A 15,449-nucleotide genomic window follows, 5' to 3' on the forward strand; every position below is an offset into this window, starting at 1 on the left:
GACATGAAAAAGGCGCATCCGAAGATGCGCCTTTTTGCATTCAGCGTTGAATGCCGACGCCTACGTCGATATGGCCGGACACGCTGGTTTCCCGATCGACACTGGCGCAGCCGGCCAGTGCCAGCAACATCAGCACCGCGATCAGGTGTCTGCTAGTGCAGTTGCCGCGGCGCGGCGTCGCCATGGTCGGTCTCCTCGGGGATTTCCGGGTGCAGCAGCTCGCCATCGGCGTTCGGGTAGAGCGGCGTGCCGCAGTCGTCGCAGTAGTCGAGCGGAAAGTCGCGCTCGTGGATGCGGACGTCGCCGATGCCGATCTCGACCAGCAGCTGCTCGATCTCGCCGGCGCAATCGCTGGTCTCGTCCTCGCCATCGAGCAGGGGCCAGATGATACCGTGGAGCACCTGGTCGTCGCCGAGCTTGCAGAAGCCGACACGGTATTCCTCGAGTTCGCGGCCGGCGAACGGCGCAATGCTGGCCTGAAAATGCTTGGGTTCCAGATTGAGCGTCAGCACGAGGTAGGCGACGGTTGCACGCAGCGAGTAGGCGCGTGATGCCCGGTCGGCGTCACGCCAGGCGGCATGATAGGCGCCGGGCAGCAGCAGCTCGTACGCGGCGCCGGCCAGCACCGGCTGCAGGGCGGCGCCGCCTTGCTGCCGCCATTGCTTCAGCGCTTCGTCGCGGTTGCCGTCTTCCTCCTGCCAGCGGAACACCGCTGCGCCGCTGGGCACGACGACGGCGCCGAGCAGATAGCGGGTGTCGGAGAGGAACTGCCGGGTTTCCGGTAGTTGGTCGGCGTCGAGCCTGAGTGTCTCGCGGCTGAATGCCGCATCGCCGAGTGCCTGGGTCAGCTCGGCGGTGGGGATGTAGCCGCGCGGCAACTGGTCCGGGCTGAACAGGTAGTCGGTGAGCGCAATCTTGGCGATCCGCGAGAAGACATGTGCACCGAGCTGGACGCGCAGGTTCTGCAGCTGGGCATCGGGCAGGTGGCCGCCGCCGATCTGCCAGCGCGACCAGGCCAGTGCCGGGGCGGCAAACAGCAGCACGTCCCAGCTGACGCCGTCGCGTTCGATCTGCTGGATCTCGCAAGCGGCCTCGATCGCATCGGCGAGCACGTTGTACGTTTCACCGGCCTCGGACTCGCTGGCGGCATCGAGCGCCTGATTCAGCGCATCTTCTTCGCCATCGGCAATCAGGCGCTGCAGGCGTTCTGCCAGTTGCTTCTCCCAGAACACGTCTTCGAGGCGGCTGGTCGCGTGGGCCAGGCCGTCGGCCAGGCGCAGCAGATCGGCGGCATCGGCCGGGGTGCGACCCCGGCGTGAGGGGCGGTAACGCTTCAACATGCCCTGAGACTCCATCTCGATTCCAATCGTTTATTTTAGCGGATTCGGCCGGCGGGCAGCACACCGTCGTGCCGGATCATGCGCAGCGCGCCGTCGCCGTAGCCGTCGGCGGGGCCGAGCGGCGCAAAGCCGTGCCGGGACCAGAACGGCGCCGAACCCTGCACCGCGACCAGCAGTGTCCGGTGCAGTCCGGTGCGCTTTCCCCAGGCCAGTGCCGCGCCGATCAGCGCCTGGGCGACGCCGGTGCCGCGCGCAGACGGCAGGAGGGCCAGGTCGTGAAGGAAGTGGCAATCGGGCGCCGCCGGCAGCACGGCGAGCTCGGCTGCGAGCGGGGGCGGTGTCTCGCCGCGCCAGGCGTGGGTGAAAAAATAGCCGAGCGGCTGGCTGCCTCGCCAGGCCAGCCAGTGCGAATCCGGCGACAGATTCAGCTTGCGGGCGAAGACGTCGCGGCTTTCAAGGTAGCCGGCCGGGTAGCAGGCGGCCTGAATGGCGAGTACGTGCTCGAGCGTATCGGGCCGGATGGGGCGGAGTGCGAGGTCGGGTTTCATCGGGCTGGCGTTTTTGCAGTGCGTCGAGGTTAGCGGCTGGGGGCTGCGGCGGCAACGCGTTAAACTGCCGATTTTGTCCGGCCGCAATGAATCCCTGTCTTTCCTGCGGTGCGTGCTGTGCCGCGTTCCGCGTGACCTTTCACCGCTCCGAACTCGAAAGCGAAGGCGGCTGCGTGCCGGATGCGCTGGCCGACGCCGAAACGAGCGAGCTCTACCGCTTGCGCGGCACCGACTACGCGCGGCCGCGCTGCGTGGCCCTGGTCGGCGAGATCGGCGTTGCCGTGCATTGCGGTCTCTATCGCGAGCGGCCGAATCCGTGCCGCGATTTTGCACCGCTGGCGGATGTCGGCGTTTTCTCCGAGGCATGCAACCGGGCGCGGGCCCGGCATGGACTGCCGGCGCTGCTGCTCGGGTAAGGCCGGTCTGATCCGTGTGCGGTGCGGTTTGACCGGTGATTGCCGTGGGTCAAGGCGGTCGCCGCCGCCGCCGGCTATGCTCCCGCGATGAGCCAGAACCCGATCCCCGCGCATTTCGGTGCGCATCGTTACTTCCGCTATCACGACCAGCTTGCGCAGCGCCATGGCGGCCGGGTGCAGAAGGTATCGCTGAACGCCGGCTTCACCTGCCCGAACCGCGACGGCTCGCTCGGCCGGCGCGGCTGCACCTTCTGCAACAATGCCGGATTCACCCCGGCCTACCTGCACCGGCCGCTCGATCTGCAGGCGCAGCTCGACGAGGGCGTGGGGCGTCTGCGCCGGCGCTACCCGAAGACGCGCCATTTCTTCGCCTACTTCCAGGCATATACGAATACCTATGGCGAGCTTGAAACGCTCAAGTCGCAGTATGAGGCGGCGCTGGCCCACCCCGACATCGGCGGCCTGGTGATCGGTACGCGGCCTGACTGCCTGCCGGAACCCTTGCTCGACTATCTGGCCGGGCTGGCGCAACGCGCGCCGGTCGAGGTCGAGATCGGCATCGAGTCGTGCGACGATGCGGCGCTGCAGCGTGTCAACCGCGGTCACGATGTTGCCGCCAGCGTCGACGCGATCCGGCGCCTTGCCGAGCGCGGCTTGCCGGTCAGCGGTCACCTGCTGTTCGGCCTGCCCGGCGAGTCGCGGACCTCGCAGCTCGAAGCGGCGGCGACGCTGTCCCGGCTGCCGCTGGCGTCGTTGAAGATGCACCAGCTGCAGCTCATCCGCGGCACCGCGCTGGCGCGGGACTGGCGCCGCAATCCCGGCGCGGTGCCACTGTTCACGCCGGATGAGTATGTCGAGCTGGTGGTCGATTTTCTCGAGCGGCTGTCGCCGGCAATCGCCATCCAGCGCGTCGGCAGCGAGGTACCCGAGCGGCTGCGGCTGGCACCCGCGGACACCGTGCCGCTGGCCGCGCTGCAACAGCGTGTCGCCGCCAGGCTGGCCGAACGCCAGACCTGGCAGGGGCGCCTGTACGCACCGTAGCGGCATGCGCCGCAGTGCCTGCGTGGTGCTAGTCAGCCCGTGTGCCGTTGACGAACCGTTGTGGCCGGCACCGAGGCGCTTGGCGGCAATGCGCCGGTTTACGTGGTCCGGTGGTGGACGTCGCCCACGGATGCCTCATCCGGGTTGAGTCCCGGCCTCACGCCGGCGCTCGAGCGGCCGCGGCCTGCGCGGCTCATCCGTTCTGGCGCGACGGGTGCCCGGCCTGCGTCCGCCGGGGAGGAGCCGATGTCCATGAGCCCGGCGATCACCCGGCTGCGATGAGCGCCGGACAGCAAAAAGCCCGGCATTGCCGGGCTCTTGCTGGTTGCGTTCGAATTACTCCGGGCGACGCGGGCGGTCGAACGACTTGCCTGCCGGGCGCTCGCCACGCGGCTTGCCGGCCGGCTTGTCGCCGCCGAAGCCGCGGTCGCTGAACTGGCGCTCGCTGCGGTCGCCGTAGTTGCGGCGTTCCTGCGGTGCGCCGAACTCGCCGCGCGGTGCGCGGTCCTGACGATCGCCATAGCTGCGGCGCTCTTGCGGTGCGCCGAATTCGCCACGCGGTGCGCGGTCCTGACGGTCGCCATAGCTGCGGCGCTCTTGCGGTACGCCGAATTCGCCACGCGGTGCGCGGTCCTGACGGTCGCCATAGCTGCGGCGTTCCTGCGGTGCGCCGAACTCGCCGCGCGGTGCGCGGTCCTGACGATCGCCATAGCTGCGGCGCTCTTGCGGTGCGCCGAATTCGCCACGCGGTGCGCGGTCCTGACGGTCGCCATAGCTGCGGCGTTCTTGCGGTGCACCGCCGAAATCACGACGCGGCGCGCGGTCGTTGCGGTCGCCGTAGCTGCGCTCGCCTTGCGGCTTGCTGAAGCTGCGTTCGCCGCCGAAGCTGCGCTCCTGGTGCGGGGCGTCGCCGAACGACGGACGATCTTCGCGCGGCGCGCGGTCGGCGTAGCTGCGTTCGCCACGATCGCTGCTGAAGCTGCGGTCGCGCTGGCCGTAGCCGCCTTCGCGGCGGAAATTGCCGCCATCACGGCCGCCGAAACCGCGGCCGCCTTGCGGGCGACCACGACCTTCGCCACGCGGTGCGCGGTTGGCCGGGTTGAAGTTGGCTTCGAGGCCTTCGACGGCCATCGTTTCGACTTCGATTTCGTAGCGGCGACGGATCTTGGTCAGCAGGTGGAAATCGTTCTTGCCAACCAGCGACACGGCGCGGCCTTCGCGACCGGCACGGCCGGTACGGCCGATCCGGTGCACATAGTCTTCGGCGAACTTCGGCAGGTCGAAGTTCAGCACCAGGCCGATGCCGGCGACGTCGATGCCGCGGGCGGCGACATCGGTGGCGACGATGACGTCGATCTCACCGCGGCGCAGCTTGTCGAGGACCTTGCGGCGCATGCGTTGCGGCAGGTCGCCGTGCAGTGCGTCGGCGCGGATGCTGTCCATGCGCAGCGCATCGGCCACGCTGTCGGCGTCGACCTTGGTCGCGGTGAAGACGATGCTCTGGGTGTTCGGCGCGCCGTTGATCAGTGCGGCGGTCAGCTTGATCTTGTGCTCGTAGCCGTCGGCGTAGTGGATGGCCTGAGTGATGTTGGCGGTCGGGCTGCCTGTCGGTGCGAGTTCGACGCGGACCGGATCCTTCATCATCGGTGCGGCAAAGCGCTGGACGGTTTCCGACAGCGTGGCCGAGAACAGGGCGGTCTGGCGCTCGGCCGGCAGTTGCGACACGATGGTTTCGATGTCGTCGATGAAGCCCATGTCGAGCATGCGGTCGGCTTCGTCGAGCACCAGCAGTTCGAGGCGGCGGAAGTCGATGCGGCCGCTGTTCATCAGGTCCATCAGGCGGCCCGGGGTGGCGACGACGACTTCAACCGGCTGCGACAGTTGCTTGTGCTGCACCGGGTACGGCGTGCCGCCAACGATGCTGACGACCTTGCAGCGTGGAATGCGGCGGGTGAATTGGGTTGCCACCTTGGCAACCTGTTCGGCCAGTTCGCGGGTCGGGGTCAGCACCAGCACGCGCGGGCCGCGGCTGTGGTGCTTCGGCGCCATGCCCAGCATGTGGATCGCCGGCAGCAGGAAGGCTGCGGTCTTGCCGGTGCCGGTCTGCGCCGAAGCGAGCAGGTCGTTGCCGGCGAGGATTTGCGGAATGGCTTGCGCCTGGATCGCGGTCGGCGTGGTCAGGCCGTTGCTGGCCAGATCGCGGACGATGTCGATCGACAGGCCGAGAGCTTCAAAGGAGTTGGTTTCGGTCGTTTCGGTTGCGGCGGCGGCAACGGGCGCATCGATGGCCGCTTCGACAACGCTGTCGAGGGCGGAGATGTTCTGGGTATTGTTTTCGGTATTCATTGCGACTTCCTTGCAGGGTGAAGCCGTTCTTGGGCAGACAAGACGACGAAACCCAGGCCCGCTGAGGAGCGGGCAGGCGATTCGGGTCCATTGGCCTGGTCACGGCGTTAAAACATGCCGCCAACCAGAATGAACCGCGAACGCAAAGGAACCGGATGAAAGGTCAGGGGCAATGCAAAAAACGAACCCGCGTCAAGCGCGGGTCGTCGATCTGTTGCGAACTATGCCAGATAATTCCGGGCAGGGCAACAAGTTTATGATTTCACGTCAGTTTTTTCCGGGGTGCCGTAAAGCCCGGTCAGCAGCTCGCGCAGGATGCGCTGCTCGATGGTGGCGCGCTGGCCGAGCGGGGCCGGCAGTTGCAGGTGGAGCGAGATGTCCTCGCGGTCTTCGAGCGACATGCGCAGCCGGGGTTCGAGTGTCGGCGTTTCGACCGCATAGCTGCGCTCGAGCTGGCGCGCGTGGTGCTTCAGGTCGTCGGCGTAGTCGGCGACGATGGCGTTGGCGCTGGCGAGCAGCAGCGTTTCGGCGTGCTGCCAGTCGGTCTGCCGGTCGATCGACACGTGGACGGTCTGGATCACGTACTGGCCCAGCGCGGTTTCGTTGAACAGCGGCTGGGACAGCAGCAGGCTGTTCGGGAACGTCACCGCCCGGCCGACGGTGCCCTTGTGCGTCTGGACCTGGCTCGATTCGTGCAGTGTCGTGCACAGCAGGTTGGTGTCGATGACAAGGCCGCGCAGGCCGCTGATCTCGATCCGGTCGCCGACGCTGAAGGCGTTGCTGCTGCTCCGGTAGATCGAGCCCATGCCGCAGAGGATCATTTCCTTGGTCGCCAGCACGATGGCGGCGGCGATGGCGACGAGCGAAACGGCCAGTGTTTCGATCTCGTTGGCCCAGATCAGCGCCATCGCGAGCACGAATACCACCAGCGCGACATTGCGCAGCGTGACCAGCCAGCGGCGCTTGAGCTCGGCGCTCATGTCCCGGCGGCTGAGGATGGCGCGGCGCACCAGTGCGCGCACCAGCAGCAGCACGCTGATGAAGATCAGCGATACGGCCGCGTCGCGGATGAAGGCGCGGTCGATGAAGGAGGGAAGCCAGTCGGCGATCAGCATGGGGACGGGGCGAGTGGGAAGCGCTCCAGTCTAGCAGCCTTGCCGGCCCGGGCGATGTGCAAGAATCAACGTTGCGGCGCCCCCATCCGTTTCCTTGCCGCCTCGCGCTCCTGTTCGCTCTTGATCAGCAGCGTGTAGGCGATGTAGTACTTGAAGATGTTGCTGACGTAGGTGACGGTTTCCGGGCCGATCTTCTCGGCGGCGACGACCTCGACATTGTTGAACCACTTGTTCGGGTCGAGCCCGCGCTTTTGCGCCTCCTTGCGCAGCTGGGCGATCCGGCCGGCGCCGGCGTTGTACGAGGCGAATGCGAACAGGCCCCTGTTGACCGCCGTCATCGCCTCCTTGGCGTAGTACTGGTCGATCATGAAGCGGATGTACTTCACGCCGGCGTGGATGTTGGGCTCGAGCTGGCGCACGTCGCCGACCTTCATTTCCTTGCCGGTGGCCGGCATCAGCTGCATCACGCCGATGGCGCCGACGTGGCTGCGGGCCTGCTGGTCCAGCCGCGATTCCTGGTAGCCCTGCGCCATCATCAGCAGGTAGTCCATCTGGTACTGCTTGCCGTAACGCTGGAAGATCGCCTTGGTGGCCTCGAAACGGCTCAGGTCGGTCGTCTGCAGCGCGTTCCGGACGAAGTTCTGTTCGCCGAAGTAGCGGTTGTAGATGGTGTTGCCGAACGCCGTGCCGCGCGCGTGCGTCTTGATGAAGGTGTTGAGGTCGTCTTTCAGCTTGGGGCTGTGCTTGCGGAGCATCAGCGCGATCTGGCCGTCGCGGTTGACCGCGAGGTCCGGATGCAGTTGCAGTTTGGGCAGCACCTTGGCCCACAGTCTGGCCTTGAAGTCATCGACGATGGCGAACTTGAGCAGGCCGCTGTTGAGCATCTCGAGCAGATCCTCGTCCTCGAGTTCCTCGGCGGCCGGAACGAGCTTCATCGGCGGGCGCTTTTCCTTGATGAAGCGCTGGTTCAGTTGCTGCAGGTGCGTCCAGTAGCTCGATGACTTGCGGACGTAGAGCTGCTGGCCGGACAGGTCCTCGAGCTTGCCGATCTTGAGCGAGGCGGGGCCGGTGATGACGATCTCGTTGACGTTGGTGATGGTCGGGTCGCTGAAGTCGACCTGCTTGAGGCGCTCGGGCGTGATCGTCAGGCTGGCGGCGGCGACATCGCCGCGGCCGGCGAGCAGTGCCGGGATGATCTGGTCGCGCCGCGTCGGCACGAACACGACGAAGACCTTGACGTTGCCGGTCTTGAGCCGCTTGTTGAGTTCGTCCTCGTAAGCTTTGAGCGCCTCGTACGAGGCACCGCGCTGCCGGCCGTTCTCGACCCAGTAGTTGGTTTTCGAATACGTGACCAGTACGCGGATCTGGCGGCGCTTGATCATGCCGTCCAGATCGCCGGTGTAGGCCGGGTTCTGGTAGGGAAGCTCGCCGTAGATGCGCGCCTGGCCGGCGGCGGATGCGATGGCAGGGGTAGGGGCGGGCGGGGCCGCCATGGTGCAGGCGGTGCTGGCCATCAGGACGATGCAGAGCCATCTGGTGAGCGCGTTGAGCATGTTGACCTCCCGGCGCAGGTTCTGGCCGGTTGCTCCCTGTCATGCTTGCAGGATAGGCGCTGTTGCGGCGATGGTCGGCCGGTGCCCGGTTTCCGGGGGGACGTCCGGCGCCTACCTCAGCCTGCGCTGGACGGCGATGACCAGACCGGTGACGAGCGTGAAGCCGGCCAGATAGCGGTACAGCGATTCGCAGGCCAGCAGCTGCGACTGCTGCGCGATGAGCTGTTCGAGCACGCCGTGCGCGGCGGCCGTGGCTTGTGCGCTGTCGTAACCGTGACGGCCGAAGCTGGCGCTCAGGCCGGCAAGCCATTGGTCGAGCTGCGGGTTGCCCGCGTGGACGGTTGCGGCGAGGTCGTTGTGTACCTCGAATTGCCGGTCCTGCAGCAGCACGGCGGCAAAGGCGCTCGAGATCGACGTGGCCAGCTGGCGCATCAGGTTCTTGCCCTGGTAGCCGTGGCCGAAATACTCGTCGCCGAGCTCGCTGTAGGTCAGCCCGGCAACCGGCAGCACGACCAGCACCGCGAACAGCCCCTGCAGCGCGAGGCCGTACATCAGCCAGTGGGTATCGACGCCGGGCGGCATCAGCGAATACCACCAGCAGACGCCGGCCATGATCAGCGTGCCGGCGAGCATCATCGGTTTCTTGTTCTGCAGCTTGCGGCTGAAGCGGATGTAGAAATACACGGCGGCAAAGGTGGCGACGCCGGCAAAGCTGTCGAGCCAGCCGACCGCGATCAGCGGGATGCCGAGCCCCCGTTCGGCGTAGATCGGAAACAGGTAGCCGCTGAAATTCTTGATTGCGTAATAGAGGAAATACAGCCCGAGCCCGGTCAGGTAGACCGGACTGGCCAGTGCGCGCAGGTGCAGGATGGGCCGCGGATGGCGCCACTGGTGCAACAGGAAGGCGAGCAGCAGCACCGTGCCGCCGCTGGCAAGCAGGGCGAGCCGGTACGGGTGCGAGAAGACGTCGTAGCGGGTGTCGCTGAGCATCAGCTGCAGGCACAGCACCGCCGCGCCGAACAGCAGCAGGCCGCCGATGGCCAGCGGTTCCCGCTCGTGGCTCGTTCCCGCGTCGGGCAGCAGGCACCATGCGCCGAACAGCGCGAGCAGCGCCGGTGGCAATGCACCGTAGAACACGAGATGCCAGCTGCCGCTGTCGACCAGGGTGGCGGCCAGCAGCGGGGCGATGCTCGACGCGCTGAAGATCCCGTACATGAAGTACTTGACCGCCAGCGCACGTTCCTGCCCCTTGAACATCAGCGGGATCAGCACGCGCGTGCTGGTGAAGAAAGCACCGCCGCCGAGGCCCTGGACGAAGCGGAACAGCGTCAGTTCGCCAAGGCTGGCCGATTGCGAGCAGCCGACGGTGCCGATGATGAACAGCGTCAGTGCGCCGCACAGGTAGCGGCGGTAGCCGAAGCGCCGTGCCGACCACTGCTGCTTGACGATCATCAGCAGGCTGCCGATTGCATACGCGGCCTGCGCCTGCGCAAATTCGCGCGGCGCGGCGCCCACGCCGCCCATGATGTGGCTGGCGGCGAAGACGAACATCACGTTCTCGAGAAACTCGACCCCGGTGATCAGGCCGAGCAGCGCCATCAGCAGCCGCTTCTTGCCGGCCCGGTAGCGCGCGTGCAGGCGCAGGTTCACGGTTGCGACAGCCCCCGGTCGATGCTGCCGAGCGCGGAGAGCAACCCCGGCTGCAACGGGGACGGCACCAGCGCCCAGCAAGCTTCATAGGCAGCATGGACCGCCGGTACGGCACTTTTCTGCAGGTCTCTGCCGGCTGCAGTAATGTTCAGTTCAAGCCCACGGCGGTCGGTGACCGAAGGCGCGCGCTCGAGCAGCCCGCGTTTTTCCAGCGCGTCGAGCAGCCGGGTGATCTGGGTGCGCGTGGCATCGAGCGTAATGCTGAGTTCGGTCGGCCGCATCGGCTCGTCGGCGTTGCTCGCGAGCAGCGCCAGTGCGAGGTACTCGCGCATGTCGAGTCCGAATGGCGCGAGCGCGGCGTTGATCCGGTTTTCGAGCAGGTGGGCGGCACGGAACAGCCGGCGCGATGCGATGATCGCATCGCGTGGCGCATCCGGGTTGGCTGCGCAGATGCGCGCGATGCGTGCTTCGAATTCCATGGTCCCTCCTTATTTAGTACTTAACTGAAATATATCATATGAAATAAAATGATGCGCCGTTGCCGTGATGATTGTGGAAAACCGCCGTTTCACCATTGCCGGCAGTTTGCTACCCTGCCGGGTTTGCTTCGATGATGGTCGTGTGCTCCGGCGTCGCCGGGCGTGTTCAATCTCTATAGAACCCACAATATGCAAGAACACCAAACTCACGCCGCCGACGGCGGCGCGCCCACCTTGCGGCGCAGCCTCAAGGCGCGCCACCTGACGATGATCGCCATCGGCGGCTCGATCGGGACCGGGCTCTTCGTCGCGTCCGGTGCTACCGTGTCGCAGGCCGGCCCGGGCGGCGCGCTCGCCGCCTACGCGCTGATCGGCCTGATGGTCTACTTCCTGATGACCAGCCTGGGCGAGCTGGCGGCTTACATGCCGGTAGCCGGGTCGTTCTCGACCTATGGCGCCAAGTACGTCGACGAAGGCTTCGGCTTCGCGCTGGGCTGGAACTACTGGTACAACTGGGCGGTGACGATCGCGGTCGAGCTCGCCGCGGCGCAGCTCGTGATGCACTACTGGTTTCCGGACGTACCGGGCATCTACTGGAGTGCGCTGTTTCTCGGGCTGATGTTCCTGCTCAACTACATCTCGGTGAAGGGCTTCGGCGAGGCCGAGTACTGGTTTGCGCTGATCAAGGTGATCACCGTGCTGGTGTTTATCGGCGTGGGGCTGGCGATGATCTTCGGCATCCTCAAGGGCGGGGCGCAGCAGAGCTTCGGCAACTTCACCACCGGGGATGCGCCGTTCGTCGGCGGCTTCCCGGCCATGCTCGGCGTGGCGATGATCGCCGGTTTCTCGTTCCAGGGAACCGAGCTGATCGGCGTGGCCGCCGGCGAGTCGGAAAACCCGCGCCGCAACATCCCGCGCGCGGTCAAGCAGGTGTTCTGGCGCATCCTGCTGTTCTACGTGCTGGCGATCTTCCTGATCGGCGTGCTGATTCCGTATACCGACCCGAGCCTGCTGAAGAACGACGTCGCCGACATCGGAGTCTCGCCGTTCACGCTGGTGTTCCAGCACGCCGGGCTGGCCTTTGCCGCCGGGGTGATGAATGCGGTGATCCTGACCGCGGTGCTGTCGGCCGGCAACTCGGGCATGTATGCGTCGACACGGATGCTCTACAACCTCGCCACCGAAGGCAAGGCACCGAAGCTGTTCGCACGGTTGTCGAAGAACGGCGTGCCGCGCAACGCGCTGTATGCAACGACCGCCGTCGGCGCGCTGTGCTTCCTGACCTCGCTGTACGGTGACAAGGAGGTCTACCTCTGGCTGCTGAACACCTCGGGCATGACCGGCTTCATCGCCTGGCTCGGTATCGCGATCAGCCATTACCGTTTCCGCAAGGGTTTTGTCGCGCAGGGGCATTCGCTTGAGGACCTGCCGTACAAATCCAGCTTCTTCCCGCTGGGGCCGATGTTCGCCTTCGCGCTGTGCATGGTGATCATGCTGGGGCAGAACTACCAGGCCTTCCTGCTCGACCGGATCGACTGGGTCGGCGTGGTGGCAACCTACATCGGCATCCCGCTGTTCCTGGCAATCTGGTGGGGCTACAGGATCAAGAACAAGAGCCGTCTGGTGGCCTATGCCGACATGGACTTCCCGCACGAATCGGGCAGCGACAAGCGCTGAGTTACCCGACTGATGAAAAGCCGACCCTGTAAAAGGGTCGGCTTTTTTTCGTCCTGGCTTGCGAGGTTGCTCCGGGTGGTCAGGTCCGGTGCGCTGGCGAACCGAAATGATCCCCGTTACCTAGGCGGCTTCAGGGGTGAGAAAGGATGTGCTCTACTTGCGAGCGCCCAGCCGCGCGGCCCTGCGTTCTGTGCGCCACCGGGCCTGGCTACGCCGGGCGGCAATGATGGCGCGGACGGGCAACAAAAAAGGCACCCGAAGGTGCCTTTTTCATGGAGCCGGAGCCGGGCGATTACTGCTCGCCGACGACGGTTACCTTCACTTCGACCACGACATCGTGGTGCAGCGCGAGGGCAATGTCGTACTCGCCGATGGCCTTGAACGGGCCTTCCGGCAGGCGGACTTCCGACTTCTTCACGTCGATGCCGTTGCTGGTGAATGCTTCGGCGATGTCGGCGGTCGTCACCGAGCCGAACAGGCGGCCGTCAACACCAGCCTTCTGGCTGATGGTGACCACGGCGCCTTCGAGCTGAGCGGCACGCGACTGGGCACCGGCGAGGATGTCAGCCTGGCGGGCTTCGAGTTCGGCGCGGCGCGCTTCGAATTCAGCCAGGTTGGCATCGTTGGCACGCTTGGCCTTGCCTTGCGGGATCAGGAAGTTACGTGCGTAACCGTCCTTGACCTTGACCACGTCGCCGAGGCCACCGAGGTTTGCGACTTTTTCGAGCAGAATGATTTGCATGTCAGTTTCTCCTCGAATCAGTGCAGATCGGTAAACGGCAGCAGGGCAAGCAGACGAGCGCGCTTGATCGCGGTCGACAGCTGGCGCTGGTACTTGGCCTTGGTGCCGGTGATGCGGGCCGGGATGATCTTGCCGTTTTCGGCAATGAAATCCTTCAGGATGGCGATATCTTTGTAGTCGATATGCTTGATGCCTTCGGCGGTGAAGCGGCAGAATTTTTTCCGCTTAAACAGATGACGGGACATTGTTAATTCCTCAATTCAGCAATTCAAATTCGTTGATGTGCAAAACAAGACGTCGGCGCTGTCGCTGTCCGGCCGCGGCAAAGAAGCCGCGAACCTTGAGCTGCTGGCCGGTCGTGAGCCGGCTGATCGCCTGGCCGGTCGGGCCGACTGCCACCGCTTCCACTTCGACGATGACCTGGCGAAGCTTGCCGTTTTCCTGCTGGCTGGATTCATGACTGATGACGCAGTGCTGAACCGGAATGCCTGCAGGGGTGTAGCGCAGAGCGGGTAGTTCGATCAGCGTGCCGCCGAGAACCGCCTTGTTGCGATCAGGCACTTAGGCAGCAGCCTGGCCTTCCTGTGCTTGCGCGCCGCCGGTCAGCGACTTCGACTTCTCTTCCTTCATCATCGGCGACGGTTCGGTTACGGCGTGATCCATCTTGATGGTGAGGTGACGCAGCACTGCATCGTTGAACTTGAACGCGTGTTCGAGCTCGTCCAGGGTTTCCTGGCCGATTTCGACGTTCATCAGTACGTAGTGAGCCTTGTGGATCTTCTGGATCGGGTAGGTCAGCTGGCGACGGCCCCAGTCTTCCAGGCGATGAACGGTGCCGTTACCGGTAGCGATCAGGCTCTTGTAGCGCTCGACCATCGCGGGCACTTGCTCGCTCTGGTCCGGGTGCACGATAAAGACGATTTCGTAATGTCGCATGTGTGCTCCTTATGGATAAAAGCCTGCCGTCAGCGACGCCGGTCAGGCAAGGGGTAACAGGCGATTATAATCGGCCTGCCCGTTTCATTCAAGCCGGTGCTCAGCGCTCGACCTGGTCGATCTTGCCGCTGACGGCTGCCCAGGTTTCGTGGTCGGGCAGCGGGTCCTTCTTTTCGACGATGGCGGGCCATTGCTGCGAGAGCTCGGCGTTCAGCGCGATGTAGTCCTGCATGTCGGCCGGGACGTCGTCCTCGGCGTAGATCGCCTCGACCGGGCATTCGGCGACGCACAGCGTGCAGTCGATGCATTCGTCCGGGTCGATCACCAGGAAATTCGGGCCTTCGCGGAAGCAGTCCACCGGGCAGACGTCGACGCAGTCGGTGTACTTGCACTTCACACAGGCGTCGGTGACAACGTAGGTCATGATTTTTGTCCTTTTCTTGATGCGAGACGGTCGTCAGAATATCGCGATATTACCAAAGCCCTTTCCGGGCTGAGTGACGGCGTGGCTATTTCCAAAGAATCCGGGGTGCTAACTTCGCCGGCCTATCGTGGCCGCTTTGCGCCCAGTCCGACCGGCGACCTGCACATGGGCTCGCTGCTGGCTGCGGTTGCGAGCTATCTGCAGGCGAGGCGGGCGGGGGGCGAGTGGTTGCTGCGGATCGAGGATCTCGACCCGCCGCGTACGGTGCCTGGCGCCACCGACCGCATTCTTCGGGTGCTGGATGGGTATGGCTTCGAGTGGGACGGTGAGGTCTGCCACCAGAGCCGGCGGACCGAGCTGTACATGGCGGCGATCGAGCGCCTGAGGGCCGATGGCTGGCTCTACGGTTGTGCGTGTACCCGTAAGGAAATCGCGCAGATTGCCCACGCCGGCATCGACGGACCGGTCTATCCGGGGACGTGCCGCGCAGGGCTGGCACCGGGGCGCGAGGCGAGAGCCTGGCGGGTGCGGGTTGGCGATCGCGGCATGGCCGTTCCCGATGCGCTGCAGGGATGGCTGCGGCAGGATCTGGCTCGCGAAGTGGGCGATTTCGTGCTGCTGCGTGCGGATGGCCTGGTCGCCTATCAGTTGGCTGTTGTCGTCGACGATGCGGCCCAGGGCATCACCGATGTGGTGCGCGGCGCCGATCTGCTCGATTCGACGCCCAGGCAATGCCATCTGCAGCAATTGCTGGGTTATGCGACGCCGGCATACGCGCATATTCCGGTGCTGGTGAACGAGCGTGGCGAAAAGCTCAGCAAGCAGACGCTGGCGCATCCGCTGGTGGTTGGCGATGCCGCCGGGGCCCTGGTGACGGCGTTGTCATTGTTGCGTCAGTCGCCGCCGCCGGCGTTGCGCCAGGCAAAGCTGGCCGAGGTCTGGGGCTGGGCCGAAGCGCACTGGTGCATGGATGCACTGATCGGGCTGAGGCAGCTCTATCCGCCAGAGGGCGGGGGCGGCGTATTCGGATGATTCTTACTTTATTTGCAAATAATTGGCGAGTGTTCCGCGATGTGCCGTACGGATGATTCGGGGTGATTTTTTGCCGTGCCCCGGTAGTGGCTTAATCAGGCTGAAAGCCGCGCCAATGGTGAATCCGCAACGATTTGTTTTTCGCCTTTT

17 protein-coding genes are annotated in these 15,449 nt (G+C 65.2%); 4 read left to right on the plus strand and 13 right to left on the minus strand.

The genetic code is table 11. The annotated features are described in order from the left end of the window. Positions 1-40: 40 nt before the first annotated feature. The 3 genes from BJP62_RS18585 to BJP62_RS01145 are packed head-to-tail and all read right to left on the minus strand — an operon-like array spanning position 41 to position 1,888. Positions 41-184, minus strand: coding sequence for a hypothetical protein (locus BJP62_RS18585; RefSeq protein ID WP_168163770.1), 144 nt, complete (start codon positions 182-184; stop codon positions 41-43). Further along, a complete protein-coding gene (locus tag BJP62_RS01140; protein ID WP_145927056.1) occupies positions 153-1,340 on the minus strand; it encodes a DUF2863 family protein in 1,188 nt (395 codons plus the stop codon). The genes BJP62_RS18585 and BJP62_RS01140 overlap by 32 nt, the downstream gene beginning before the upstream one ends. A 35-nt stretch (positions 1,341-1,375) precedes the next feature. Continuing rightward, positions 1,376-1,888: a GNAT family N-acetyltransferase gene (locus tag BJP62_RS01145; RefSeq protein WP_070525689.1), complete on the minus strand. Its 513-nt coding sequence runs from the start codon at positions 1,886-1,888 to the stop codon at positions 1,376-1,378. An 86-nt stretch (positions 1,889-1,974) separates the two neighbouring features. Here BJP62_RS01145 and BJP62_RS01150 point away from each other — a divergent pair, with 86 nt between their 5' ends. Next, on the plus strand, positions 1,975-2,304 hold the full coding sequence (locus BJP62_RS01150; protein WP_070525691.1) for a YkgJ family cysteine cluster protein: 330 nt from the start codon (positions 1,975-1,977) through the stop codon (positions 2,302-2,304). Between the two features lie 87 nt (positions 2,305-2,391). Then, positions 2,392-3,345 (plus strand): TIGR01212 family radical SAM protein, encoded by a 954-nt coding sequence (locus BJP62_RS01155; protein ID WP_070532126.1) that lies wholly within the window; start codon positions 2,392-2,394, stop codon positions 3,343-3,345. A 336-nt stretch (positions 3,346-3,681) separates the two neighbouring features. Here the strand turns inward: BJP62_RS01155 and BJP62_RS01165 are convergent, their stop codons facing one another. The 5 genes from BJP62_RS01165 to BJP62_RS01185 all read right to left on the minus strand — a co-directional run bounded on the left by BJP62_RS01165 (position 3,682) and on the right by BJP62_RS01185 (position 10,488). Beyond that, the gene (locus BJP62_RS01165; RefSeq protein WP_083300623.1) at positions 3,682-5,691 is read right to left on the minus strand and encodes a DEAD/DEAH box helicase; all 2,010 of its coding nucleotides are present in this window, start codon (positions 5,689-5,691) and stop codon (positions 3,682-3,684) included. Between the two features lie 254 nt (positions 5,692-5,945). Then, on the minus strand, positions 5,946-6,806 hold the full coding sequence (locus tag BJP62_RS01170) for a mechanosensitive ion channel family protein (protein ID WP_083300624.1): 861 nt from the start codon (positions 6,804-6,806) through the stop codon (positions 5,946-5,948). A 65-nt stretch (positions 6,807-6,871) separates the two neighbouring features. Continuing rightward, positions 6,872-8,359 (minus strand): lytic transglycosylase F, encoded by a 1,488-nt coding sequence (locus tag BJP62_RS01175; RefSeq protein WP_070525694.1) that lies wholly within the window; start codon positions 8,357-8,359, stop codon positions 6,872-6,874. 111 nt (positions 8,360-8,470) lie between these two features. Beyond that, complete coding sequence (locus BJP62_RS01180) at positions 8,471-10,009, minus strand: MFS transporter (RefSeq protein ID WP_070525696.1); 1,539 nt, start codon at positions 10,007-10,009, stop codon at positions 8,471-8,473. After that, a complete protein-coding gene (locus BJP62_RS01185; RefSeq protein ID WP_070525698.1) occupies positions 10,006-10,488 on the minus strand; it encodes a MarR family winged helix-turn-helix transcriptional regulator in 483 nt (160 codons plus the stop codon). The genes BJP62_RS01180 and BJP62_RS01185 overlap by 4 nt, the downstream gene beginning before the upstream one ends. 189 nt (positions 10,489-10,677) lie before the next feature. On the opposite strand from BJP62_RS01185, the gene BJP62_RS01190 reads away from it, so the two are divergent. Continuing rightward, positions 10,678-12,165 (plus strand): amino acid permease, encoded by a 1,488-nt coding sequence (locus BJP62_RS01190; RefSeq protein WP_070525699.1) that lies wholly within the window; start codon positions 10,678-10,680, stop codon positions 12,163-12,165. 292 nt (positions 12,166-12,457) lie between these two features. On the opposite strand, the gene rplI is transcribed toward BJP62_RS01190, so the two are convergent. The 5 genes from rplI to fdxA all read right to left on the minus strand — a co-directional run bounded on the left by rplI (position 12,458) and on the right by fdxA (position 14,267). Continuing rightward, positions 12,458-12,907: a 50S ribosomal protein L9 gene (rplI, locus tag BJP62_RS01195; protein WP_070525700.1), complete on the minus strand. Its 450-nt coding sequence runs from the start codon at positions 12,905-12,907 to the stop codon at positions 12,458-12,460. 17 nt (positions 12,908-12,924) lie between these two features. After that, positions 12,925-13,152, minus strand: a complete 228-nt coding sequence (gene rpsR, locus BJP62_RS01200) for a 30S ribosomal protein S18 (RefSeq protein WP_070525702.1) — start codon at positions 13,150-13,152, stop codon at positions 12,925-12,927. Positions 13,153-13,162: 10 nt separating this feature from the next. Next, positions 13,163-13,468, minus strand: coding sequence for a primosomal replication protein N (priB, locus tag BJP62_RS01205; protein WP_070525704.1), 306 nt, complete (start codon positions 13,466-13,468; stop codon positions 13,163-13,165). Continuing rightward, a complete protein-coding gene (gene rpsF / locus BJP62_RS01210; RefSeq protein ID WP_070525706.1) occupies positions 13,469-13,843 on the minus strand; it encodes a 30S ribosomal protein S6 in 375 nt (124 codons plus the stop codon). Positions 13,844-13,943: 100 nt separating this feature from the next. Beyond that, positions 13,944-14,267 carry a ferredoxin FdxA gene (gene fdxA, locus BJP62_RS01215; RefSeq protein ID WP_070525708.1) on the minus strand — a complete coding sequence of 108 codons (324 nt, stop codon included), beginning with the start codon at positions 14,265-14,267 and terminating at the stop codon, positions 13,944-13,946. 87 nt (positions 14,268-14,354) lie between these two features. Here fdxA and gluQRS point away from each other — a divergent pair, with 87 nt between their 5' ends. After that, positions 14,355-15,299 carry a tRNA glutamyl-Q(34) synthetase GluQRS gene (gene gluQRS, locus BJP62_RS01220; RefSeq protein WP_374749748.1) on the plus strand — a complete coding sequence of 315 codons (945 nt, stop codon included), beginning with the start codon at positions 14,355-14,357 and terminating at the stop codon, positions 15,297-15,299. The last annotated feature ends 150 nt before the right edge of the window (positions 15,300-15,449 follow it).

This window comes from Jeongeupia sp. USM3, from assembly GCF_001808185.1.
Lineage (GTDB): Bacteria > Pseudomonadota > Gammaproteobacteria > Burkholderiales > Chitinibacteraceae > Jeongeupia.

Bases quoted from the DNA above. Each gene is read 5' to 3' on its own strand.
- BJP62_RS18585 (WP_168163770.1), bottom strand. From the start codon at position 184: ATGGCGACGCCGCGCCGCGGCAACTGCACTAGCAGACACCTGATCGCG.
- BJP62_RS01140 (WP_145927056.1), bottom strand. From the start codon at position 1,340: ATGTTGAAGCGTTACCGCCCCTCACGCCGGGGTCGCACCCCGGCCGAT.
- BJP62_RS01145 (WP_070525689.1), bottom strand. From the start codon at position 1,888: ATGAAACCCGACCTCGCACTCCGCCCCATCCGGCCCGATACGCTCGAG.
- BJP62_RS01150 (WP_070525691.1), top strand. From the start codon at position 1,975: ATGAATCCCTGTCTTTCCTGCGGTGCGTGCTGTGCCGCGTTCCGCGTG.
- BJP62_RS01155 (WP_070532126.1), top strand. From the start codon at position 2,392: ATGAGCCAGAACCCGATCCCCGCGCATTTCGGTGCGCATCGTTACTTC.
- BJP62_RS01165 (WP_083300623.1), bottom strand. From the start codon at position 5,691: ATGAATACCGAAAACAATACCCAGAACATCTCCGCCCTCGACAGCGTT.
- BJP62_RS01170 (WP_083300624.1), bottom strand. From the start codon at position 6,806: ATGCTGATCGCCGACTGGCTTCCCTCCTTCATCGACCGCGCCTTCATC.
- BJP62_RS01175 (WP_070525694.1), bottom strand. From the start codon at position 8,359: ATGCTCAACGCGCTCACCAGATGGCTCTGCATCGTCCTGATGGCCAGC.
- BJP62_RS01185 (WP_070525698.1), bottom strand. From the start codon at position 10,488: ATGGAATTCGAAGCACGCATCGCGCGCATCTGCGCAGCCAACCCGGAT.
- BJP62_RS01190 (WP_070525699.1), top strand. From the start codon at position 10,678: ATGCAAGAACACCAAACTCACGCCGCCGACGGCGGCGCGCCCACCTTG.
- rplI (WP_070525700.1), bottom strand. From the start codon at position 12,907: ATGCAAATCATTCTGCTCGAAAAAGTCGCAAACCTCGGTGGCCTCGGC.
- rpsR (WP_070525702.1), bottom strand. From the start codon at position 13,152: ATGTCCCGTCATCTGTTTAAGCGGAAAAAATTCTGCCGCTTCACCGCC.
- rpsF (WP_070525706.1), bottom strand. From the start codon at position 13,843: ATGCGACATTACGAAATCGTCTTTATCGTGCACCCGGACCAGAGCGAG.
- fdxA (WP_070525708.1), bottom strand. From the start codon at position 14,267: ATGACCTACGTTGTCACCGACGCCTGTGTGAAGTGCAAGTACACCGAC.